The organism is Pseudomonas sp. C9-3 (assembly GCF_032392015.1).
Lineage (GTDB): Bacteria > Pseudomonadota > Gammaproteobacteria > Pseudomonadales > Pseudomonadaceae > Pseudomonas > Pseudomonas nitroreducens.
The window spans coordinates 4150777-4173766 of sequence record NZ_CP135919.1; the positions used below are offsets into that span (position 1 = coordinate 4150777).

Consider the following 22990-nt stretch of genomic DNA (forward strand, 5'->3'; position numbering starts at 1 on the left):
CCATGCCACTCCGCCATTCCTGGACTCTTGCCCTGCTGCTGGCCTGCGGCGTCGCCCAGGCCGAGACCGCGCAACCGGTACAGACGCCCATCACCACCAAGTTCGACATGGCGCCGGACGACGACGGCTTCAAGCACCCGCTCGACGCGCTGAAGTTCAACCCCGGCCTGGACCAGCGCGAGTTCGAGCGCGCCACCTTCGACGCGCTCAACGTCTACGACCCCTGGGAGTCGTGGAACCGTCGGGTCTATCACTTCAACTACCGCTTCGACGAGTGGGTCTTCCTGCCCGTGGTGCATGGCTACGAGTACGTCACCCCGCACTTCGTGCGTACTGGCGTGAGCAACTTCTTCAGCAACCTGGGCGAAGTGCCGACGCTGCTCAACAGCGTTGCCCAGCTCAAGCCCCAGCGCGCGGCGAACAGCACCGCGCGGCTGCTGTTCAACACCATCTTCGGCATCGGCGGCCTGTGGGACCCGGCCACCGCCATGGGCCTGCCCAAGCTCAGCGAGGACTTCGGCCAGACCCTGGGCTACTGGGGCGTCCCCGATGGCCCCTACCTGATGCTGCCGATCCTTGGCCCGTCCAACCTGCGCGACACCGGCGGGCTGGTCACCGACTTCGTCGCCGCCCGCGAAGTGAACTACCTGGACTACTCCGAGATCAGCCGCGAGTACTGGGAACTGCCGGTGCTGGAGATCATCGACAAGCGCTACAGCAATGGCTTCCGCTACGGGCAGATGAACACGCCCTTCGAGTACGAGAAGCTGCGCTACTTCTATACCGAAGCCCGGCGCCTGCAGATTCAGGAGTGAATCGGAACCGTCGCCCTTGGGCGGCGGTTTTCTTTTCATTAATACATCTATTTTATCGATTGGTAAGCTGAAAAACTCGCAACCATTGATCCATCGATTGGGACTAGGATGATCTCCATTCACAGATCAAGGAGGTCCCCATGACCCGTTTACGTACCGTGATCGACCAGCACATCGGCCACCCGGCCTCCGACGGCGCCGGCGTGCGCCTGACCCGCGTCATTGGCGGTGCGGGCATCGAACGCTTCGATCCGTTCCTGATGCTCGACCAGTTCGACACACAGAACCCCGACGACTACATCGCCGGCTTCCCCTCGCACCCGCACCGCGGCTTCGAGACCGTCACCTACATGCTCGAAGGGCGCATGCGCCACGAAGACCACCTGGGCAATACCGGCCTGCTCAAGCCCGGCGGCGTGCAGTGGATGACGGCGGCCCACGGCATCATCCACAGCGAGATGCCCGAGCAGGTGGAAGGCGCCATGCGTGGCTTCCAGCTGTGGCTGAACCTGCCGGCGAAGGACAAGCTGTCCCCGGCCGGCTACCGCGATATCGAGCCGGAAGACGTGCCGCGCGTGACCACCGGGCAAGGTGTGGGCGTGACCGTGATCGCCGGGCGCTTCGACGACGGCGAGACCGCCGTCGATGGCGCGGTGCAGCGTCCGGGCACCGAACCGCACTATTACGATCTGGTCCTGCCGGCGGGCACTTCGGTGGCTCCGCAGATTCCGGCGGGCCATCGGGTGATGCTGTACGTCTATGAGGGTTCGCTGCAGGTACCGGGCGAGCGCGGCAACGAGAACATCGCCACCAACCGCCTGGTGCGCCTGGGCCAGGGCGACGAGATCCAGCTGTCCAGCGACCAGGGCGCGCGCGTCCTGCTGCTGGCCGGCAAGCCGCTCAATGAGCCCATCGTGCAGTACGGCCCGTTCGTGATGAACAGCCGCGAGGAAATCGAGCAGGCCCTGCGCGACTACCGCGATGGCGTTTTCGCGGTCTGACTGAAGCCCGATGAGCTTTCGTAGGATGGGTGGAGCTTGCGATACCCATCGTCCGGAGCGGCCGGAAAAATGATGGGTATCGCTTCGCTCCACGCCATCCTACGAAGGGTTCCTACAGCGACCACTCCTCCATCCCCAGAAAGCGCGCGATCTCCGCGCGCTTTTCCATGGCATCGCGATACCCCAGATCGATCAGCGCATTGCAGTAGCCCGGCTCGAACAGCAGGTAGCTGAGCACGCCCGCCCCGCTCGCCTTGGTCGCCCCCGGCCCGCGCAGGAACAGGCGCAACGCGCGTGGCAGTTCGTGGCGATACTGCGCGGCGATCTCGTCCAGCGGCCGGCTTGGCGAAATCAGCAGCACGTCCACCGGCGCCAGCCCCAGCGTCGAGCGGCGCGCCTCTTCGGGCACCAGTGAACTGAGGAAGTTGATGCGGTGCAGCAACTCGATATCGCCTTCCAGGCTGTCGATGAAGGTGCTGTTGAGAAGATGGATACCCACCTGCGCCAGGCTCGGCGGCTGGCCGGTACGGTAGTTCGCCACGGACTCGTTGGCACTGCCGACGGTGGGATTGCCGCTCACACCAATCACCAGAACGCGGTTGGCGCCCAGATGCAACGCCGGGCTGATCGGTGCCTGCTGCCGAACCGCACCGTCGCCGAAGAACTCGCGGAGAATCTTCACCGGGCGGAACAGCAACGGAATCGCCGAACTGGCCAGCAAATGCTCGATCTGCAGACGCGTCGGCACGCCGATACGCCGGTGACGCAGCCACGGATCGATGGTGGCGCGGCCCTGGTAGAAGGTCACCGCCTGCCCGGACTCGTAGCCGAATGCGGTGACTGCCACTGCGCGCAGATTGCGGCGGCGCACGGCGGCGGCGATGCCGGACAGGTCCAGCTCACGCTCCAGGAGATAGCGCAACGGCGTGCTGTCCAGCAGCGCTACCGGCTCGCGTTTTCCCAGCCCGAGCAGGCTGTGGCCGAGAAACTTGAAGGCCTGGCTGAACACGCCCGGCCAGTCGGAACGGTACACCTGCCCGGTGCGAAAACCCTTCCAGACCTTGGTCAGGCGCTCCACCGCGCCGGTGAAGGACAGCGCACCGCAGGCGAGGCCGACGGCATTGATGGCGCCAGCTGAAGTGCCGACGATCACCGGGAAGGGATTCTCCGCCCCCTCGGGCAGCAGCTCGGCGATGGCGGCCAGCACGCCGACCTGGTAGGCCGCCCGCGCGCCGCCGCCGGAAAGTATGAGGCCAGTGACGGCCGGGGAAGTCGGTGCAGTGGCGGAGTCGGTCACAGCTGAAGTCCTTGTCGCGTCGTTACCAGCGTAGACCGCCCCGGCCTACTTCTTGTCGTAGAGCTTCGGCTCGCCCTCGGGGCGGCTCTTGAAGCGCCGATGCGCCCAGAGGTACTGCTCGGGCTGACGGCGAATCTCGCTTTCCACCCATTGGTTGATACGCAGGCAGTCGGCCTCTTCGCTCTCGCCGGGGAAGTCTTCCAGCGGCGGATGGATGGTCAGGCGGTAGCCCGAGCCGTCGGCTAGGCGCGACTGGGTAAAGGGCAGCACCAGCGCGCGGCCCAGGCGGGCGAACTTGGTGGTGGCGGTGACAGTCGCCGCCTGGATGCCGAACAACGGCACGAACAGGCTCTGCTTGGCGCCGTAATCCTGGTCCGGCGCGTACCAGATGGCCCGGCCGGCGCGCAGCACCTTGAGCATGGCGCGCACGTCCTCGCGCTCGATGGCGGTAGCGTCGGCGTTATGCCGCTCGCGGCCGGTACGCTGGACGAAGTCGAACACCGGGTTGTCGTGCTCGCGATACATGCCGTCGATGGTCTGCACCTGGCCCAGCAGCGCCGCGCCGATCTCCAGGGTGGTGAAGTGCATGGCCATGAGGATCACGCCCTTGCCTTCGGCCTCGGCCGTCTTCAGGTGCTCGATGCCTTCGATGTGGGCGAGCTTGGCCAGACGGGCCTTGGGCCACCACCAGCTCATGGCCATCTCGAAGAAGGCGATGCCGGTGGATGCGAAGTTTTCCTTGAGCAGACGCTTGCGCTCGGCGGCGGACAGTTCCGGGAAACACAACTCCAGATTGCGTGCGGCGATCGCCCGGCGGCTGCCGACCACGCGGTACATCAGCGCCCCCAGTCCGCGGCCCAGGCCCAGTAGCGCCGGGTACGGCAGCTGCACCACCAGCCACAGCACGCCGAGGCCGAGCCAGAGCGGCCAGTGGCGGGGATGGAGGAACTCACGGCGAAAGGTGGGGCGGTCCATGGAACTTTCCGGCTAGGTCAAAGCCCGACATTCTACCTTGCCGGCGCACACCGCGCCCGCCTTCAGGCCCTGGCCGTGCGCCACGCTTGCGGCTGCCGGGGCGCTCCGTTATAAGTCCACACCATTTAGTGATGCAGCCTGACCATGAGCCAAGCCGACCTTCTCGACCACGATCCCGTATTCCAGCTCAAGGGCAGCATGCTGGCCGTCACCGTTCTGGAACTGGCCCACAATGACCTGCCGCGCCTGGACCGCCAGCTCGCCGACAAGGTCGCCCAGGCCCCCAACTTCTTCCGCGACACCCCGCTGGTGCTGGCGCTAGACAAGCTGCCCGACGGCGAAGGCCAGCTCGACTTGCAGGGCGTGCTGGACATCTGCCGCCGCCACGGCCTGCGCACCCTGGCCATTCGCGCCAGCCGCGAGGAAGACATCCGCCTGGCCACCATGTTCGACATCCCCGTGCTGCCGCCGTCGGGCTCGTCCCGCGAGCGCCCGGTCGAACCCAAGGACGCCGTCCCGCAGGTGACCGGCGCTGCGCCGGTACGTCGCCCGCGCGGCGAAAAGCTCTCGGAAAAGGTGGTCGAGCAGGCCGCCGGCGCTGGCGTGCAGGCCGAGAAGCCGGCCGAGCAGCCCACCGAGGCCAAGCCGGAGATCGCCGCAGAAGCGCCCGCCGAGGCAACTGCCGAAACGCTGGAGCCGGCCAAGGAAGCCGCTGAGCAAAAGCCCGCCGAACCGCCGGCACCGGTCGTCCGCCCGACCAAGCTGGTGACCACTCCGGTCCGCGGCGGCGTGCAGATCTACGCCGCCGGCGGCGACCTGATCGTGCTCGCCCCCGTCAGCCCGGGTGCGGAACTTCTCGCCGACGGAAATATCCATGTGTACGGTCCGATGCGCGGACGCGCCCTGGCAGGTGTCAAGGGCGATACCAGCGCACGTATTTTCTGCCAGCAGCTGGCCGCGGAACTCGTGTCCATCGCTGGTAATTACAAGGTCGCCGAAGACCTTCGACGCAGTCCGCAATGGGGGCAGGCGGTGCACGTCAGCCTGTCGGGTGACGTGTTGAACATCACCCGCCTTTAACGGATACTGCCGCGACTTTCAGGGACCAGAATTCTTCGTTTTTTCTTTGGGGTGAATCACCTTGGCCAAGATCCTCGTAGTCACTTCCGGTAAGGGTGGCGTCGGTAAAACCACCACCAGCGCAGCCATCGGCACCGGCCTGGCCCTGCGCGGCCACAAGACCGTCATCGTCGACTTCGACGTGGGCCTGCGTAACCTCGACCTGATCATGGGCTGCGAACGCCGCGTGGTTTACGACTTCGTCAACGTCATCAACGGCGAAGCCACCCTGACCCAGGCCCTGATCAAGGACAAGCGCCTCGAGAACCTGTTCGTACTGGCTGCCAGCCAGACCCGCGACAAGGACGCCCTCACCCAGGAAGGCGTCGGCAAGGTCATCGAAGAACTCAAGCAGTCCTTCGACTACGTGATCTGCGACTCCCCGGCCGGCATCGAGAAAGGTGCCCACCTGGCCATGTACTACGCCGACGAGGCGATCGTCGTGACCAACCCGGAAGTCTCCTCGGTCCGCGACTCCGACCGCATGCTCGGCCTGCTGGCCAGCAAGTCCGCCCGCGCCGAGAAAGGCGAGGACGCGATCAAGGAACACCTGCTGCTGACCCGCTACAACCCCGAGCGCGTCACCAAAGGCGAAATGCTCGGCGTCGAGGACGTCGAGGAAATCCTGGCCATCCGTCTGCTCGGCGTGATCCCGGAATCCCAGGCCGTGCTGAAGGCATCCAACCAGGGCGTACCGGTCATCCTCGATGAAGAGAGCGATGCTGGCCAGGCGTACAGCGACGCCGTCGAGCGACTGCTGGGCAAGGAAATGCCCCATCGGTTCCTTGATGTCCAGAAGAAAGGATTCCTGCAACGACTGTTCGGAGGACGTGAATGAGCCTTTTAGATTTCTTCCGCAGCCGGAAGGCGCAAAACAGCGCATCCATCGCGAAAGAAAGACTCCAGATCATCGTCGCCCACGAGCGCGGCAACCGTTCGCAACCGGACTACCTCCCGCAGTTGCAGAAAGACCTGCTGGAAGTGATCCGCAAATACGTGCCCATTGACCAGGAACAAGTCCAGGTCGAGCTGGCCAACCAGGGCAGCTGTTCGATCCTGGAACTCAACATCACCCTGCCGGAGCGTTGATCCGGCTGTGGTGAACCTGCGGCGGCTTCGGCCGCCGCAGTCGTTTTCGTCATTCTTATTCGCGCAAGAGCTTCCATGCCGCTTTCCCAGATCGAATTCGTCCATGAGGACGCCGCCCTGCTGGTGGTGAACAAGCCCACCCTGCTGCTCTCCGTGCCCGGCCGCGCGGACGACAACAAGGACTGCCTGATCACCCGCCTGCAGGAGAACGGCTATCCGGAAGCGCGCATCGTCCACCGGCTGGACTGGGAGACCTCCGGGCTGATCGTGCTGGCCCGTGATGCCGACAGCCACCGCGAGCTGTCCCGCCAGTTCCACGACCGCGAGACCGAGAAGGCCTACACCGCCCTGTGCTGGGGTGAGCCGGAACTGGACAGTGGCCGCATCGAGGCACCGCTGCGCTACGACCCGCCAACCAAGCCGCGCCACGTGGTGGACTTCGAACAGGGCCGTCATGCGCTGACCTTCTGGCGGGTCATGGAGCGCCACGGCAACTGGAGCCGCGTCGAACTCACGCCAATCACCGGTCGCTCGCACCAGCTGCGCGTGCACATGCTGACCATCGGCCACCCGCTGCTGGGTGACCGCCTGTACGCCGAAGGCGAGGCCCTGACCCTGCGCGACCGCCTGTGCCTGCACGCCAGCATGCTGGCCCTGACCCACCCGCAGACCGGCGAGCGCCTGCGCTTCGAGTCGCCCGCACCGTTCTGATCGCCTGTATTCGCTCTACCTGCATCACCGAACTGCAGGAGCGAGCTTGCTCGCGAACCGAGGTTGAAGTCGGAGCCAGGACGGTTCGCGAGCAAGCTCGCTCCTACAACGTCCTCCCCTGGCCGCAGATTTGCGCATTTACGTTAAACTTCCGGCCATTCGCTGTCCGGAGTTACCCATGCGTGCAGAACTCAACCAGGGCCTGATCGATTTCCTCGCGGCCTCCCCCACCCCCTTCCACGCCACCCAGGCCCTCGCCCTCCGCCTTGAAGAGGCCGGCTACCAGCGCCTGGACGAGCGCGATGCCTGGCGCACCGAAGCTGGTGGCCGCTATTACGTCACCCGCAACGACTCCTCGCTAATCGCCTTCAAGCTCGGCACCGCGCCGCTGCTGGAGAACGGCCTGCGCCTGGTCGGCGCCCACACCGACAGCCCGTGCCTGCGCGTCAAGCCGAACCCCGAGCTGGTGCGTAACGGCTACTGGCAACTGGGCGTCGAGGTCTACGGCGGCGCGCTGTTCGCGCCCTGGTTCGACCGCGACCTGTCCCTGGCCGGCCGCGTCACCTTCCGCTTGGCCGGCAAGGTCGAAAGCAAGCTGATCGACTTCAGGGCGCCCATTGCGGTGATCCCCAACCTGGCGATCCACCTCAACCGCGAAGCCAACCTCGGCTGGTCGATCAACGCGCAGACCGAGCTGCCGCCGATCCTCGCCCAGGTCGCCGCTGGCGAGACCCGCGACTTCCGCGACCTGCTCGGCGAACAGCTGCAACTGGAGCACGGCATCACCGCCGACGCCATCCTCGACTACGAGCTGAGCTTCTACGATACCCAGCGCGCGGCCGTGATCGGCCTCGACCAGGCGTTCATCGCCGGTGCCCGCCTGGACAACCTGCTGTCCTGCTACGCCGGCCTGCAGGCGCTGCTGGGCAGCAGTGACGAGCAGAGCGGCGTGCTGGTCTGCACCGACCATGAGGAAGTGGGCTCCTGCTCTGCCTGCGGCGCCGATGGTCCGTTCCTGGAGCAAGTGCTGCGCCGGCTGCTGCCCGAAGGCGACGCCTTCACCCGTACCGTACAGCGCTCGCTGCTGGTCTCCGCCGACAACGCGCACGGCGTACACCCGAACTACGCCGACAAGCACGACGGCAACCACGGCCCGAAGCTCAACGGCGGGCCGGTGATCAAGATCAACAGCAACCAGCGTTACGCCACCAACAGCGAGACCGCCGGCTTCTTCCGCCACCTGTGCCTGGAAAACGAAGTGCCGGTGCAGAGCTTCGTGACCCGCAGCGACATGGGTTGCGGCTCCACCATCGGCCCGATCACCGCCAGCCAGATCGGCGTGCGTACCGTGGACATCGGCCTGCCGACCTTCGCCATGCACTCCATCCGCGAACTGGCCGGCAGCCAGGACCTGCACTACCTGGCCAAGGTCCTCAGCGCCTTCTACGACAGCGCCGACCTGCCCTGACCCGAACGCCCGGCCCCGCCGGGCGTTTTTGTATGAAGAGTCTTCGAGGAGAGCCAGCCATGCCCTTCAGCGGGAGCTGCCTGTGCGGCGACATCGCCTACGAGATCGACGGCCTGGACATGCCTATCGGCCATTGCCACTGCCGGACCTGCCAGAAGGCGCACGCGGCGGCCTTTGCCAGTACGGCGGGGGTCATGCGCGAGCACTTTCGCTGGACCCGCGGCGCGGACAAGCTGGCAGCTTATGAATCCTCGCCCGGCAAGCTGCGTAAGTTCTGCCCGCGCTGCGGCACGCAGCTGATCGCCGAGCGCGACGGCCAACCTCACGTCATCGTGCGGGTAGCCAGCCTGGACGAGGATCCGGGCTCTCGGCCGGCGCGGCATATCTGGGTGTCCCACGACCGGCCCTGGCTGGCGCAGGATGGGATTCCGGCCTATCCGGAGTGGAATCCGGACCGCTGAATCGGCCGTTGATCCTGTAGGAGCGAGCTTGCTCGCGAACCACCCAACTCCGGTGCCATCGGCTGACTCCGTTCGCGAGCAAGCACGCTCCTACAACTCAGGCTCGACGGCAGGCGATCAATCCGGCACTTCCACACTCACGTGAATGGCATCGTGTCGCCAGAACTCCAGGTCGCAATCGATGATGCGCCCGTGCTGATCACCGTTGATGCGGGCGATGCGCAGCGCCGGGCTGCCCTCGGCGACTCGCAGTACGCTGGCGGCTTCACCGTGCAACGCGGTGGGCACCATGTCGAAGCGCACGCGGCCATAGCGAATGTCGTAGCGGCTGGCATACAGCTCAGTCAGTGAGCAGGTCAGGTCGCTGTCGAGGATGCCGGGGAAGTAAGCCGGGTTGAGGTAGTGCTCGACGTAGAGCACCAGCCGCCCATCCACACGTCGCACGCGACGAATCTGGTACACGCTGGACAGCGCCGGCAGCTCCAGTAGCTCGCAGATGGCCGCGCTGGCGGGCACCTGCCGCGCCGACAGCACCTCGGTCGCCGGCACGCGCCCCTGCCCTTCCACCATGGCGTGGTAGTGGCTGCGCACCAGCGGGTTGTACAGCAGGCGCGGCGGTGAGACGAACCAGCCGCGACGCTCCTCGCGGTAGATCAGGCCTTGCGCCTCGAGTTGCCCCAGCGCCTCGCGCAATGTGATGCGCGTGGTATCGAACAGCTCGCTCAGCTTGCGCTCGGCCGGCAGCTTGCCGCCCGCGCTGAGCAGGCCGCTGTCGATCTGTTCGATGAGTGCGCGGCAGATCGTCGTGACCGTGGGTAGCGCCGTATCGCGCATTCGATTCCCTCTTTTGGACTAGTCCAGCCCCAGAACAGGGCATTTCTTACCCCCGATGGGGTGTCGTCATCCTAGGAAAGCCCGATGACCGTCCCGTGACAGTGCCTTTGCAAGCAGCGCCCATGCCAGTTAACGACATCAGCGTAGCCCAGGCGGATCAAGGCATTGGCCATGGTCTACGCTTTTCCCCGATACCCCGCTGGGCGCTCGAGGCCGGGCCGGCGAGCCTGGGGCATACATCAAACTGTCATCCGCCCCGCTTAGATTGGCCTGCGTCTTGCTGATCTAGACCACGCTTGAAAACACTGAACCGAAGGAGCACCGAATGAAACGCTTGCTTGCTTCACTGCTGGGATCGGCCATTGCCTTCGGCAGCGGCCTCGCCATGGCGGCCAACGCCGATCTGCAATCGCTGGAAGCCGCTGCCCGCAAGGAAGCCCAGGTCAACAGCGTGGGCATGCCCGACAGCTGGGCGAACTGGAAGGACACCTGGAAGGACCTGGAAAGCAAGTACGGCTTGAAGCACATGGACACCGACATGAGCTCGGCCCAGGAGCTGGCCAAGTTCAAGGCCGAGAAGGAAAACGCCAGCGCCGACATCGGCGACGTCGGCGCCGCCTTCGGGCCCATCGCGATGCAGATGGACGTCAGCCAGCCCTACAAGCCCAGTACCTGGGACCAGGTCCCGGAATGGGCCAAGGACAAGGACGGCCACTGGGCACTCGCCTACACCGGCACCATCGCCTTCATCGTCAACAAGCAGCTGGTGAAGGACGTTCCGCACAGCTGGGCCGACCTGCTCAAGGGCAAGTACAAGGTCACCATCGGTGACGTCAGCGCTGCCGCCCAGGCCGTCAACGGCGTGCTGGCCGCCAGCATCGCCAACGGCGGTGACGAAAAGAACATCAAGCCGGGCCTGGAGTTCTTCGCCCAGTTGGCCAAGCAGGGCCGCCTGTCGCTGACCAACCCGGTGATCAACACCCTGGAGAAGGGTGAAGTGGAAGTCGGCATCGTCTGGGACTTCAACGGCCTGAGCTACCGCGACCAGATCGACCCGTCACGCTTCGAGGTGCTGATCCCCTCCGACGGCTCGGTGATCTCCGGCTACACCACCATCATCAACAAGTACGCGAAGAACCCGAACGCCGCCAAGCTGGCCCGCGAATACATCTTCAGCGACGCCGGCCAGATCAACCTGGCCAAGGGCAATGCCCGTCCGATCCGCGCCGAGCACCTGACCCTGCCGGCCGAGGTGAAGGCCAAGCTGCTGCCCAACGAGCAGTACGCCAAGGCCCAGCCGATCAAGGATCCCAAGGCCTGGGAAGAAACCTCCAAGCGCCTGCCGCGCCAGTGGCAGGAAAACGTCATCATCAACATGCAGTGACGCCCAGCCGCCCCGGTTCGCGCCGGGGCGGCCGCGTCTGACCAAGGCCCCGCCCATGCGCCACGACGTCATCCTGGTCGTTCTCGACGGCCTCAACTACAGCGTCGCCCACGACTGCATGGGCCACCTGCAAGCCCTGTGCTACGCCGGCCGCGGCCAGCTCTATCGGCTCGAATGCGAGCTGCCATCGCTGTCCCGCCCGCTCTATGAATGCATCCTCACCGGCGTGCGCCCCATCGATAGCGGCATCCTGCACAACGATGTATCGCGTCTGTCGAACCAGCGCAGCCTGTTCCACTATGCCCGCGACGCCGGCCTGACCACCGCCGCGGCTGCCTATCACTGGGTCAGCGAGCTGTACAACCGCACGCCCTTCGACCCGGCGCGTGACCGTCATACCGCCGATGAATCCCTGCCGATCCAGCACGGCCACTTCTACTGGACCGACCACTACCCCGACTCGCACCTGTTCACCGATGCCGAGTCGCTGCGCCGCCGGCACGCGCCCAACTGCCTACTGGTGCACCCGATGAACATCGACGACACCGGCCACAAGCACGGCCTCGGCACGCCGCAGTACCGCAACAGCGCGCGGCATGCCGACATCATTCTTTCCGAATACCTGCACCAGTGGCTGGCCGCCGGCTACCAAGTGATGGTCACCGCCGACCACGGCATGAACGACGACCGCAGCCACGGCGGCATCCTCCCCGAGGAGCGCGAAGTGCCGCTGTTCGTCTTCGGCGAGGCATTCAGCCTCGACGACCAGGCACGCCCGCGCCAGGTCGAACTCTGCGGCACGCTGTGCGAGATCCTCGGCGCGCCCCACGACAAACCGGTCTGCCGGGAGCTGCTCAAGGCATGAGATCGAACACCGGAAAACTCTTCGCCCTGCTCTGCCTGCTGCCTTTCGCGCTGTTCTTCTTCGCCTTCCAGCTCGCGCCGCTGCTATGGGTGATGATCAACAGCGTGCGCACCGGCGACGGTTGGGGCCTGGGCAATTTCAGCGAGATCTTCGGCTCGCCCTTCTACCTGCAGGCGATCCGCTACAGCCTGGAAATCTCGCTGTGGTCGAGCCTGATCGGCCTGTTCATCGCCATCCTTGGCAGCTACTCGCTGCGCCAGGTGGACAGCAAGCTGCGCGACTTCGTGATGGCCTTCGCCAACATGACCAGCAACTTCGCCGGGGTGCCGCTGGCCTTCGCCTTCATCATCATCCTGGGCTTCAACGGCGCCATCACGCTGCTGCTGAAACAGGCGGGGATCATCGAGGACTTCAACCTCTATTCGAAGACCGGCCTGATCATCCTCTACACCTACTTCCAGATTCCCCTGGGCGTGATGCTGCTCTACCCGGCCTTCGACGCCCTGCGCGAAGACTGGCGCGAATCCGCCGCACTACTGGGCGCCAGCCAGTGGGCGTTCTGGCGGCACATCGGCATCCCGGTGCTGACGCCGGCGCTGCTGGGCACCTTCGTCATCCTGCTGGCCAACGCGCTGGGCGCCTATGCCACGGTCTACTCGCTGACCACTGGCAACTTCAACGTGGTGCCGATCCGCATCGCTGGGCTGGTCTCGGGCGACGTGTTCCTCGACCCGAACATGGCCAGCGCCCTGGCGATGGTGCTGGTCGGCCTGATGAGCATCATTACCCTGGCCCACCAGTGGCTGCTGCGCCGGAGCTACCATGTCGAGAAACGCTAACGCGCTGTACCACCGCGTGGTGGTCTACGCACTGTTCCTGATCCTGCTGGTGCCGCTGGCCGCCACCCTGCTCTATTCGCTGGCCACCTCCTGGAGCGCCAGCGTGCTGCCGGACGGGCTGACCCTGAAGTGGTTCCTGACCCTGTGGAGCGACCCGCGCTTCCTCGTCGCCTTCGGCCAGTCGCTGCTGGTGTGCTTCGGCGCGCTGATCCTGAGCGTGGCGCTGGTGCTGCCGCTGATGTTCGTCATCCACTACTACTTCCCGCGCCTGGACGCGCTGATGAACGTGCTGATCCTGCTGCCCTTCGCGGTGCCGCCGGTGGTCTCGTCGGTCGGCCTGCTTCAGCTCTACGCCTCGGGCCCGGTACCCATCGTGGGCACGCCATGGATCCTCATCGGCTGCTACTTCACCATCGCGCTGCCCTTCATGTACCGGGCGATCAGCAACAACCTGCAGGCGATCAATCTGCACGACCTGATGGACGCCGCCCACCTGCTCGGCGCCAGCACCTGGCAGGCCGCCCTGCTGGTGGTGCTGCCGAACCTGCGCAAGGGCCTGATGGTGGCGCTGTTCCTGTCCTTCAGCTTCCTCATCGGCGAGTTCGTCTTCGCCAACCTGCTGGTGGGCACCCGCTACGAAACCCTGCAGGTGTTCCTCAACAACATGCGCAACAGCAGTGGCCACTACACCAGCGCGGTGGTGGTTTCGTACTTCCTCTTCGTCCTGCTGCTCACCTGGGCGGCGAACCGTTTAAGCAAGGACAAGGCATGAGCTTCCTCAGCGTCGAGACACTGAACAAGAGCTACGGCAGCACCACGGTGTTCCAGGACATCGACTTCGCCGCCGAGAGCGGCGAGTTCGTCACCCTGCTCGGCCCCAGCGGCTGCGGCAAGTCCACCCTGTTGCGCTGCATCGCCGGCCTCACCGCGGTGGACAGCGGGCGCATCCTGCTGGACGGCGAGGACATCGTGCCCAAGAGCCCGCAGAAGCGCGGCATCGCCATGGTGTTCCAGAGCTACGCGCTGTTCCCCAACATGACCGTGGAGCAGAACGTCGGCTTCGGTTTGCGCATGCACAAGGTGCCGGCAGCGGAATCGGCCCAGCGTGTGGCCGAGGTGCTGGAAATGGTCGAACTCGGCCCGCTCGCCGCACGCTATCCGCACCAGCTCTCCGGCGGCCAGTGCCAGCGCGTCGCCCTGGCCCGCTCACTGGTCACCCGCCCGCGCCTGCTGCTGCTCGACGAGCCGCTGTCGGCACTGGACGCACGCATCCGCAAGCACCTGCGCGAGCAGATCCGGCGCATCCAGCAGGAACTGAAACTGACTACGGTCTTTGTCACCCACGACCAGGAAGAGGCGCTGACGCTGTCCGACCGCATCGTGCTGATGAACGCCGGGCGCATCGTCCAGAGCGGCGACGCGGAAACCCTCTACACCGCGCCGGAAAACGCCTTTGCTGCCGGCTTCATCGGCAACTACAACCTGCTCGATGCGGCCCAGGCGACCCGGTTGCTCGACCGCCCCTTCCGCCAACAGGTGGCGATCCGCCCCGAATCCCTGCGCCTGAGCGCCGAAGCGAGCGAGGGCATTCCGGTTCGGGTACTCTCCCACAGCCTGCTGGGCAACGTGATCCGCTACCGGGTGGACGCCAACGGCGTCGAGCTGACCGTGGACGTCCTCAACCGCAGCGCCGAGCGCCTGTACCCAGCCGGCACCACGCTCGGCCTGCACGTAGACATTGAAAGCATTCGGGAGGTGGCCTGATGGCCCTGGTGATATTCGACCTCGACGACACCCTGATCGACGGCGACTGCGCGAGCCTGTGGAGCAAGCGCATGGCCGATCTCGGCTGGGTCGACGCGGAGTCGTTCCTCAAGCGCGACGCCGAACTGATGGCGCTGTACGCGCAGGGCAAACTGCCCATGGAGGACTACATGGCCTTCGCCCTGGAACCGATGGCCGGGCGCAGCGTGGAAGAAATCGAGCGCGATGTCGAAGCCTTCGTCGAGGACGTGATCGAGCCGCTGATCCACAGCGACGCGTGCGCCACCCTCGCCCGCCACCGCGAAGCCGGCGACCGCCCGCTGGTGATCTCCGCCTCTGGCGTGCACCTGGTCAAACCCATCGCCGCACGTATCGGCATCGACGAAGTGCTGGCCATCGACCTGGAAGTGCTGAACGGGCACTACACCGGCCGTACTGTCGGCACCCTCACCTACCGCGAAGGCAAGGTGCTGCGCCTGCTCGACCTGCTCGAAGGCGACGACAGCCAACTGGCCGACGCGCACTTCTACTCCGACTCGCGCAACGACCTCCCGCTGCTCAAGCTGGTGGGCAACCCGCACGTGGTGAATGCTGACCCGGTACTGCTGGAGCACGCACAGAAGATGGGTTGGGACGTTCTGAACTGGAAGTGACGTTTGCACCCGAAAAAAGGGTCGCTGATGCGGCCCTTTTCATTGGCGGCTCCTGTAGGAGCGAGCTTGCTCGCGACCCTTAGCTCAGGCTCTCATCGATCACGACCACTACCTTGCCCTGCACCTGGTTGCTCGCCAGCGCATCGAACGCGCTCTGCGCATCTCGGACCGGGAAGGTGCGCTCCAGCTGCGGGCTCAGCTTGCCGGTTTCGAACAATGGCCAGACCTTCTGCCCGAGCTCGGCGATCAGCTGCGCCTTGAAGTCGGCATCGCGCGAACGCAGGGTCGAGCCGATCAGTTGAATGCGCTTGCCCAGCAGCAGGGCCAGGTCCAGTTCGGCCTTGCGACCGCCCATCAGGCCGATAACCACCCATCGACCGTCACGGGCGAGGATTTCCAGGTCCAGCTTGGCGTAGTTGGCGCCCACCGGGTCGAGGATCACATCGAAGGGAGCGAAATCCCGAAGCGATTCGAGGCTCTTGCCACGCAGCGCGCCGCCCTCGGCGCCCAAAGCCTCGCAGTAGGCCAGGCGATCAGCGGAGCCGACGCTGACCCAGCAAGGGCTGCCGAAGGCCTTGCACAGCTGGATACCGGCCGAGCCGACGCCGCTGGCGCCCGCGTGCAGCAGCACCTTCTCCCCCGGCTGCAGCGCGCCGAGCATGAACAGGTTCAGCCACGCGGTGGCGTAGACCTCGGGCAGCGCAGCGGCTTCAGCAAGGCTCAAGCCGGCAGGCACCGGTAGCGCATGACGCTGGTCCACCACCACTTCCTCGGCCATGCCGCCGCCGGCCAGCAGGGCGCAGACGCGGTCGCCCACCTGCCAGGTACTGCCGGCACCGACTTCGGTCACCACGCCGGCACATTCCAGGCCGATGACGTCGCTAGCCCCCGGCGGTGGCGGGTAGAGCCCGGCCACTTGCAGCAGGTCGGCGCGGTTGAGTCCCGCGGCGGCGACCTGGATGCGGATCTGTCCTTGTGCGCAAGCAGGGTTCGGGCGCTCGGCCCACTCCACTCGCCCTTCGATGCCTTGCAATGCGTTCACGCTGCCTCCATAGTGATCCTGCAGGGCCCGATCCGAAAGGTCGGGCCCTTTCTTCGCGCCGAATTCACCTGCGATTGAACCCGGCGCCGCCAATTAAGGCCTAATATGCGTCATAACTCCGCGATCAGTCGAATCAGCATGAAGCGATTTTTGCCCCGTACCGCCCTGTTGTTCATCCTCGGCGCAACCGCCTTTTCCTCGTTCGCGGCAACCACCAGCCCGAACGTCTGGGACGGCCTGCAGCCTGACCGGGATCAAGTGATCGCCAGCCTCAACATCGTTGAGCTGCTCAAGCGCCATCACTACAACAAGCCGCCGCTGAACGACGAGCGCTCGGCGAAGATCTATGACAGCTACCTGAAGACGCTCGATCCGGCGCGGATGTACTTCACCCAGGCCGATATCGACCAGTTCGCCCCCTGGCGCACCCAGTTCGACGACTTCCTCAAGAGCGGCGAACTGGAGCCGGGCTTCACCATCTACAAGCGTCACCTCGACCGCCTGAAGGAGCGCCTGGACTTCGCCCTGGCCACCCTGAACAAGGGCGTCGACAAGATGGACTTCAAGACCGACGAGTCGCTGGAAATCGACCGCGAGAAATCGCCCTGGGCGAAAGACAGCGCGGCGCTCGACGACCTGTGGCGCAAGAAGGTGAAGGACGAAGTCCTGCGCCTGAAGATCGCCGGCAAGGACAACAAGGCCATCCAGGAACAGCTGACCAAGCGCTACAAGAACCAGCTGATGCGCCTGGAGCAGACCCGCAGCGAAGACATCTTCCAGGCCTACATCAACGCCTTCGCGCAGACCTACGACCCGCACACCCAGTACCTGTCGCCGGACAGCGCGGAAAACTTCGACATCAACATGAGCCTCTCGCTCGAGGGCATCGGCGCCGTACTGCAGAGCGACAACGACTATGTGAAGGTCGTGCGTCTGGTACCGGCCGGCCCCGCCGAGAAGAGCAAGCAGATCGCCACTTCCGACAAGATCATCGGCGTCGCCCAGGGCAAGGGCGAGATGGTCGACGTGGTCGGCTGGCGTCTGGATGAAGTGGTCAAGCTGATCCGGGGCCCGAAAGGCTCGCAGGTCCGCCTGGAAGTGATTCCGTCCACCAACGCGCCAAACGACCAGACCAGCAAGATCGTCACCATCACCCGCGAGGCGGTGAAGCTGGAAGACCAGGCGGCGAAGAAGTCGGAAATCACCATCGACCACGAAGGCAAGAACTACAAGCTGGGCATCATCGACGTGCCCGCGTTCTACCTCGACTTCAAGGCCTATCGCGCCGGCGATCCGGACTACAAGTCCACCACCCGTGACGTGAAGAAGCTCATCGCCGAACTGCAGAAGGACAAGGTCGACGGCATCGTCATCGACCTGCGCAACAACGGCGGCGGCTCCCTGCAGGAAGCCACCGAGCTGACCGGCCTGTTCATCGACCAGGGTCCGACCGTGCTGGTGCGCAACAGCGACGGCCGCGTCGACGTGCTCAACGATGACGAGGGCAAGGCGTTCTACACCGGCCCGATGACCGTGCTGGTCAACCGCCTGTCTGCCTCAGCCTCGGAGATCTTCGCCGGCGCCATGCAGGACTACCACCGCGCGCTCATCGTCGGTGGCCAGACCTTCGGCAAGGGCACAGTGCAGACCATCCAGCCGCTCAATCACGGCGAGCTGAAGCTGACCCTGGCCAAGTTCTACCGCGTCTCCGGCCAGAGCACCCAGCACCAGGGCGTGATCCCGGACATCGGCTACCCGTCCATCGTCGACGACAAGGAAATCGGCGAAAGCGCCCTGCCCGACTCGATGCCGTGGGACACCATCAAGCCGGTACTGAAGGCCCAGGCCGATCCGTTCAAGCCGTTCCTCGACCAGCTGCGCGCCCGCCACGACGCGCGCACCGAGCACAACGCGGACTTCGTCTACGCCCGCGAGCGCCTCGCCCTGGCCCAGGAGCTGATGAAGGAGAAGACCGTCAGCCTCAACGAAGCCAAGCGTCGCGCCCAGCAGACCAGCATCGAGAACCGCCAACTGGCCATGGAGAACGCCCTGCGCAAATCCAAGGGCCAGGAGCCGCTCAAGGAGCTGAAGAAGGAAGACGAGAACGCCCTGCCGGAAGAGGACAAGACCAAACCGCAGGACGACGCCTACCTTACCGAGTCCGGGCATATCCTGATCGACTACCTGAATCTGGACTCCCAGGTAGCCAAACACTGATCGGATGACATCAAACAGTCATGACACTGTCGTGAAATGCACAGGGCCGGGAAACCGGCCCTTTGCTTTTCCAGCCACCGAGAACCGTCATGACCGTCACCGAGCAGTTGAGCGCGCTGGACCAGATCCTCGCTCACGGCGACCTGCACTGCCTGTTCCAGCCCATCCTGTCGCTTTCGGAAAGGCGCCTGGTGGGCTACGAAGCCCTTACGCGCGGCCCGTCCAACGGCCCCCTGCACTCGCCCCTGCCACTGTTCAGCATCGCCCGCAGCAGCGGTCGCCTGAGCCAACTGGAGCTGCTCTGCCGGCGCAAGGCCTGCGCGCGCTTCCGCGACCTCAAGCTCGAGGGCAAGCTGTTCCTCAACGTGTCGCCCGAATCCCTGTTGGAACCGACCCACCAGCCCGGCCGCACACTGCAGTTGCTGCAGACTTTCGGCATTTCGCCGAGCGACGTGGTGATCGAGTTGACCGAGCAGACGCCCATCGAGGATTTCACCCTCCTCGACACCGCACTGCACCACTACCGCGCCATGGGCTTTTCCATCGCCCTGGATGACCTGGGCGCTGGCTACTCCAGCCTGCGTCTGTGGTCCGAGCTGCGGCCTGACTACGTGAAGATCGACCGCCACTTCATCGGAGGCATCCACCTGGATGCGGTGAAGCGCGAGTTCGTCGGCTCGATCCTGAAGATGGCCCACGCCTCCCGCGCCCAGGTGATCGCCGAAGGCATCGAGATTCCCGAAGAGCTGGCCGTGCTTTCCGAGATGGGCGTGGACCTGGTACAGGGCTACCTGCTTGGCCGTCCCAACGAAACTCCGCCCCGCGACGCCCGCGCCCTGCTACCGGAAGTGGACAGCGCTGGTGCGCTGCTGGCCGAAGATCAAGCGGACCTCGAGCCCCTGCTGCTGGAGCAACCGGCGGTGCGCGACAGCACGCCGATCGCTGATGTGCTGGAAGCCTTCCGCGCCCAGGCCAACCTCAACTCCCTGGCGGTGCTCGACAGCCACGATCAACCGGTCGGCATCGTCCATCGCCATGCACTCTCGGACACCCTGCTCAAGCCGTTCGCGCCGGAGCTGTATGCGCGCAAGCCGATCAGCCGGCTGATGAGCGAAGACTTCCTCGCAGTGGAGCGCAGCCAGTCGCTGCAGCAGGTCAGTCGGCTGCTCACCAGCCGCGCGCGGCAGCGCATCGAGGAAGACTTCATCATCACCCTGAACGGTCGCTACCTGGGACTGGGCCGGGTGATCGACGTGCTCAAGCTGATCACCGAACTGAAGATCCGCCAGGCCCGGCATGCAAACCCACTGACGCTGCTACCGGGCAACGTGCCGATCCAGCAATGCCTGTCGCGCCTGCTGCAACAGGGGCGCGAAGCGGTGGTGTGCTATGTCGACATCGATAGCTTCAAGCCCTTCAACGACCTCTACGGCTATGCCCGTGGCGATGAAGTTCTGCTGTGCCTGGCGCAGTGCCTGGGCGAGCGCGTGGACCCGACGCGGGACTTCGTCGGCCATATCGGCGGCGACGATTTCATGCTGGTGCTGGGGACGCAGGACTGGCGCGAGCGGCTCAACCACCTGCTGGAGGATTTCCAGGGCCAGTGCCGGCGCTTCTACAGCCGCGAGCACCTGGACGCGGGCTGCTTCGTCGCGCACAACCGCCAGGGGCGGCGCGAGGAATATCCGCTGCTATCCCTGTCGATCGGCGTGGTGCACGTGAAGAGTGGCGCCGGCCAGCGCCTGGATGCCAGCCAATTGGCCGGGCTGGCCTCGGAGGCCAAGCGCCACGCGAAGAACATGTCTGGCTACAGCCTGCACATTCTCACGGCAGAATGACTCAGAGCCCCAACTGGCGGGCGCGCGTCTCGTAGCGTTCGGCCTGGGCCTCATCGGGCTCGAGACCGGGGCCGCCGCTGCGGTACAACTCGCCAAGCTTGCGTGCCGCCAGCGGATGCCCCGCCTCGGCGGCCTGCCCCCAGTAGCGCGCCGCTTCCTGCGCATCGCCGGCATGGCGGGTATCGCCCTTGAGGGATTGCACGCCCAACTGGTACGCCGCCTTGTGGTCGCCTGCCGTGGCAGCCAGGCGCAACAGACGCAAGCCTTCCTCGCGGGCGCCGAAGCCCTGCCCGCGGAACAACAGCAGGTGTCCGTAGAAGCTCTGTGCGCCGACGTCCCCCAGCGCGGCCATGCGTGCGAACTGGCCCTGCATCCAGGCCCAGGAACGCGGCTGGCGGACCATCCACGGCCATCCCATCAGGCGCCGCGCCACGGCATAGCTCAGCCGTGCACGCAGACGCCAGAACAGCTCGCGAGGCGTCACCACGTCAGAGCTCCTCGGGGTACTCGAACTCGAACACGCGGACCACTTCCGCCGCATGCCAGCCGGCAGCAGCAGGACCATCCGGCGCACCGGAGAATCGGCCCAGGCGTTCGACATGCTCGAAGAAGCCGGTTCTGGGCAGGCGGCTGGCACCCTGGCTGATCACCAGCGAACTGCGTATCGGCCGACCCGCACGGGCATCCAGCGCAGCCAGGTGTTCCAGCGCGGCGGTCAGCACGGTCATGGCCGGAGTCGGCAATTGCAGGCGCTCGATCAGCGCCCGGTAGGTGAGCAGGTGGCGCTGGCGGCGGGCATCTTCCAGCTCGCCGAGCAGGCCTTCCCAATGCTTGCGACTGATCTGCACGCTCAAGAAGCAGACTCCCCAGTGCCCAGGGCACGACGCAGGCCATGCTGGATGGCGTCGCTGGCTTCGCGCTCGCCGTTCTCTATCAGCTCCAGGTAGGACGGGCTGATGCCCACCGCACGCGCCAGCGTTTCGATGGCGATGCCACGGGCTTCCCGTAGGGCTTTCCAGTCCGGCTTCTCGTCGAATGCCGGGGTCGCATCCGGCTTGACGAGCTGAGCGGCGCCTCGGCCGGCAGCCGCCAGCAGCGCCTGGTACTCAGCCCAGGGAACCACGGCGTACTCCGCTTCGCCGTCACGCATGATGACTTGAACGTTCATGACAACACTCCTTGCAGGCGGCCATCTTAACAGCCTGGCGCCGGGCTGTGCCGGCTATACTGCGCTCGCCGTCACGCCCACAAATCGGGGGAACGATTTGCAGCGCCTGATTCCACTCTGCCTATGCCTGGCCAGTGCCCTGTGTGGCGCCGAAGAATTGCGCTGGGGCTATTCGCCAAGCAACGGCATGCCCTATGCGGAAAGTATCGACCATGAATTGGCACCTGGCTTCATCCGCGATCTGGGTGAAACCGTCGGGCAGCGCCTGGGGCTCGAGATTCGCTTCGTGGAAATGCCGGACAAGCGCGCCGAACCTGCCCTCGCCCAGGGCGCAATCCACCTGCTGTGCATCAACAATCCGCAGTGGATGAAGGCGCCGGAGAAGTTGCACTGGTCTCCCAGCCTGTTCGAGGAAGAAGATGCCCTGGCCCAACGGGCGGATGCACCGCCTGTGGAGAACCTCGCGCAGCTGCACGACATCCGCATCGGCACCAGCCTGGGCTACGTCTACCCCGCCCCGCTGATGCAGGCCTTCGCCGAAGGAAGGGTGAAGCGTGCCGATGTACGCGACCTCGATACACGCCTGCACATGCTGGAAGCCGGCCGCCTGGATGCATTGATCGAGATGCGCCGACCGCTGGAGTTTCTCCTTGCCCAGCACCACCAATTGCCAGTGGCGGTCCACAGCAACAACGTCCAGCGCTACTCGATCTACTGCTCATATAGCCCAACGCTGCCACTACCCGCCGAACGACTGGATGCCGTGCTGCAGGCAATGGTGAGCGACGGCTCCATCCAGCGCCTGCTCGGCGAGCAGAGCGCACGGCTGCGTCAGAGACGCTGAATCGCTTCCGGCGGCGGCAATTGCTTCAGGGCTTCGCGGGTTTCCACGCCCTGCGCGTCGCGCCAGACCTTGAAGGCATCGATCTCCGATTGCCAGCGACGTACCACCCAGGCCAGCACCGCCAGGTCGTCAAGGAAGCCGACGCCCAGCAGCCAGTCGGGCACCAGGTCCACGGGTGAAAGGAAATACAGCAGCGCCGCCACCACGGAAACCAGCGCCTGGGAACTGATGCCGCGGTAATCGCCGCGCACCCAGGCCACCAGCAATTCCTGCAGCAGCTTCAGATCGGTCCTGGCCAGCTTCACCCGGCCACTCTTGCGAGCGACGGCGAACAGCAGCGCAGGCACTCGCCCACCCGCGATGAAACGACTGGCGAGCTTGAGGAAACGGTCAAATCCCGGAGGCTTTTTCATCGATTTACCTCGATAGGAAGATTCGTACAGAGCAGGTTCAGGTTATCCACCTTTCCTGTGGATAACTCTGTTGAAAGACACCCTCGATGCCGCCCAAACGCCCGCGCCACGAGGGCTGGAGACAGATCGGCGATTTTTTGTTCACCCCTACAAATGCGTTAAAAATCATGCAGTTGCGGCTAAGCGAAGGGCC

Annotated in this window: 25 protein-coding genes; 17 read left to right on the forward strand and 8 right to left on the reverse strand. The window is 65.2% G+C overall.

Annotation, left to right across the window (positions count from 1 at the left end; genetic code table 11):
- Positions 1–2 precede the first annotated feature (2 nt).
- Together RS899_RS18920 and RS899_RS18925 are read left to right on the forward strand one after the other, a co-directional pair.
- On the forward strand, positions 3–815 hold the full coding sequence (locus RS899_RS18920) for an MlaA family lipoprotein (protein WP_054911122.1): 813 nt from the start codon (positions 3–5) through the stop codon (positions 813–815).
- A 140-nt stretch (positions 816–955) separates the two neighbouring features.
- Complete coding sequence (locus tag RS899_RS18925) at positions 956–1816, forward strand: pirin family protein (protein WP_315807829.1); 861 nt, start codon at positions 956–958, stop codon at positions 1814–1816.
- 112 nt (positions 1817–1928) lie between these two features.
- Here RS899_RS18925 and RS899_RS18930 read toward each other — a convergent pair whose 3' ends face one another.
- Positions 1929–3113, reverse strand: coding sequence for a patatin-like phospholipase family protein (locus RS899_RS18930; protein WP_064979773.1), 1185 nt, complete (start codon positions 3111–3113; stop codon positions 1929–1931).
- A 45-nt stretch (positions 3114–3158) separates the two neighbouring features.
- Complete coding sequence (locus RS899_RS18935) at positions 3159–4088, reverse strand: lipid A biosynthesis lauroyl acyltransferase (RefSeq protein WP_315807830.1); 930 nt, start codon at positions 4086–4088, stop codon at positions 3159–3161.
- A gap of 144 nt (positions 4089–4232) precedes the next feature.
- Between RS899_RS18935 and minC the strand changes: the two genes are divergently transcribed.
- The 6 genes from minC (at position 4233) to RS899_RS18965 (ending at position 8936) form a co-directional block, all read left to right on the forward strand.
- Positions 4233–5168, forward strand: coding sequence for a septum site-determining protein MinC (gene minC / locus RS899_RS18940; protein ID WP_233300312.1), 936 nt, complete (start codon positions 4233–4235; stop codon positions 5166–5168).
- A 61-nt stretch (positions 5169–5229) separates the two neighbouring features.
- Positions 5230–6045, forward strand: coding sequence for a septum site-determining protein MinD (gene minD, locus RS899_RS18945; protein ID WP_017522034.1), 816 nt, complete (start codon positions 5230–5232; stop codon positions 6043–6045).
- A complete protein-coding gene (minE, locus tag RS899_RS18950; protein WP_045210300.1) occupies positions 6042–6296 on the forward strand; it encodes a cell division topological specificity factor MinE in 255 nt (84 codons plus the stop codon). The genes minD and minE overlap by 4 nt, the downstream gene beginning before the upstream one ends.
- A gap of 75 nt (positions 6297–6371) precedes the next feature.
- Complete coding sequence (locus RS899_RS18955) at positions 6372–7007, forward strand: RluA family pseudouridine synthase (protein WP_315807831.1); 636 nt, start codon at positions 6372–6374, stop codon at positions 7005–7007.
- Positions 7008–7185: 178 nt separating this feature from the next.
- A complete protein-coding gene (locus tag RS899_RS18960; RefSeq protein ID WP_169937462.1) occupies positions 7186–8475 on the forward strand; it encodes a M18 family aminopeptidase in 1290 nt (429 codons plus the stop codon).
- Positions 8476–8534: 59 nt separating this feature from the next.
- Entirely contained in the window at positions 8535–8936 is a 402-nt protein-coding gene (locus RS899_RS18965; RefSeq protein WP_054911169.1) for a GFA family protein, read from the forward strand.
- Between the two features lie 117 nt (positions 8937–9053).
- On the opposite strand, the gene RS899_RS18970 is transcribed toward RS899_RS18965, so the two are convergent.
- A complete protein-coding gene (locus tag RS899_RS18970; RefSeq protein WP_315807832.1) occupies positions 9054–9770 on the reverse strand; it encodes a UTRA domain-containing protein in 717 nt (238 codons plus the stop codon).
- 325 nt (positions 9771–10095) lie between these two features.
- Between RS899_RS18970 and RS899_RS18975 the strand changes: the two genes are divergently transcribed.
- Genes RS899_RS18975 through RS899_RS19000 form a run of 6 tightly spaced genes read left to right on the forward strand, consistent with a single transcriptional unit; the run spans position 10096 to position 15275 of the window.
- Positions 10096–11154 carry an ABC transporter substrate-binding protein gene (locus RS899_RS18975; protein WP_315807833.1) on the forward strand — a complete coding sequence of 353 codons (1059 nt, stop codon included), beginning with the start codon at positions 10096–10098 and terminating at the stop codon, positions 11152–11154.
- 55 nt (positions 11155–11209) lie between these two features.
- Positions 11210–12019 carry an alkaline phosphatase family protein gene (locus tag RS899_RS18980; RefSeq protein WP_315807834.1) on the forward strand — a complete coding sequence of 270 codons (810 nt, stop codon included), beginning with the start codon at positions 11210–11212 and terminating at the stop codon, positions 12017–12019.
- Positions 12016–12858: an ABC transporter permease gene (locus tag RS899_RS18985; RefSeq protein ID WP_054911165.1), complete on the forward strand. Its 843-nt coding sequence runs from the start codon at positions 12016–12018 to the stop codon at positions 12856–12858. The genes RS899_RS18980 and RS899_RS18985 overlap by 4 nt, the downstream gene beginning before the upstream one ends.
- Complete coding sequence (locus RS899_RS18990) at positions 12842–13630, forward strand: ABC transporter permease (RefSeq protein ID WP_037009239.1); 789 nt, start codon at positions 12842–12844, stop codon at positions 13628–13630. Before RS899_RS18985 ends, RS899_RS18990 begins: the two co-directional genes overlap by 17 nt.
- Entirely contained in the window at positions 13627–14622 is a 996-nt protein-coding gene (locus RS899_RS18995) for an ABC transporter ATP-binding protein (protein WP_054911164.1), read from the forward strand. Before RS899_RS18990 ends, RS899_RS18995 begins: the two co-directional genes overlap by 4 nt.
- Entirely contained in the window at positions 14622–15275 is a 654-nt protein-coding gene (locus tag RS899_RS19000) for an HAD family hydrolase (protein ID WP_313464042.1), read from the forward strand. Before RS899_RS18995 ends, RS899_RS19000 begins: the two co-directional genes overlap by 1 nt.
- Positions 15276–15354: 79 nt before the next feature.
- On the opposite strand, the gene RS899_RS19005 is transcribed toward RS899_RS19000, so the two are convergent.
- The gene (locus RS899_RS19005) at positions 15355–16317 is read right to left on the reverse strand and encodes an NAD(P)H-quinone oxidoreductase (RefSeq protein ID WP_315807835.1); all 963 of its coding nucleotides are present in this window, start codon (positions 16315–16317) and stop codon (positions 15355–15357) included.
- 138 nt (positions 16318–16455) lie between these two features.
- Here RS899_RS19005 and RS899_RS19010 point away from each other — a divergent pair, with 138 nt between their 5' ends.
- Positions 16456–18534, forward strand: coding sequence for a carboxy terminal-processing peptidase (locus RS899_RS19010; RefSeq protein ID WP_054911160.1), 2079 nt, complete (start codon positions 16456–16458; stop codon positions 18532–18534).
- A gap of 89 nt (positions 18535–18623) precedes the next feature.
- On the forward strand, positions 18624–20372 hold the full coding sequence (locus RS899_RS19015; RefSeq protein ID WP_315807836.1) for a bifunctional diguanylate cyclase/phosphodiesterase: 1749 nt from the start codon (positions 18624–18626) through the stop codon (positions 20370–20372).
- Position 20373: 1 nt separating this feature from the next.
- On the opposite strand, the gene RS899_RS19020 is transcribed toward RS899_RS19015, so the two are convergent.
- From RS899_RS19020 to RS899_RS19030, 3 genes are all read right to left on the reverse strand, one after another.
- Positions 20374–20790: a sel1 repeat family protein gene (locus tag RS899_RS19020; RefSeq protein WP_315810453.1), complete on the reverse strand. Its 417-nt coding sequence runs from the start codon at positions 20788–20790 to the stop codon at positions 20374–20376.
- 70 nt (positions 20791–20860) lie between these two features.
- Positions 20861–21226 (reverse strand): hypothetical protein, encoded by a 366-nt coding sequence (locus tag RS899_RS19025; protein WP_024763424.1) that lies wholly within the window; start codon positions 21224–21226, stop codon positions 20861–20863.
- On the reverse strand, positions 21223–21540 hold the full coding sequence (locus RS899_RS19030; protein WP_054910889.1) for a helix-turn-helix domain-containing protein: 318 nt from the start codon (positions 21538–21540) through the stop codon (positions 21223–21225). The genes RS899_RS19025 and RS899_RS19030 overlap by 4 nt, the downstream gene beginning before the upstream one ends.
- A 97-nt stretch (positions 21541–21637) precedes the next feature.
- Between RS899_RS19030 and RS899_RS19035 the strand changes: the two genes are divergently transcribed.
- Complete coding sequence (locus tag RS899_RS19035) at positions 21638–22384, forward strand: substrate-binding periplasmic protein (protein ID WP_054910890.1); 747 nt, start codon at positions 21638–21640, stop codon at positions 22382–22384.
- On the opposite strand, the gene RS899_RS19040 is transcribed toward RS899_RS19035, so the two are convergent.
- Positions 22372–22797, reverse strand: a complete 426-nt coding sequence (locus RS899_RS19040; RefSeq protein ID WP_024763421.1) for a YkvA family protein — start codon at positions 22795–22797, stop codon at positions 22372–22374. The two genes, RS899_RS19035 and RS899_RS19040, sit on opposite strands and share 13 nt — an antisense overlap.
- Positions 22798–22990 lie beyond the last annotated feature (193 nt).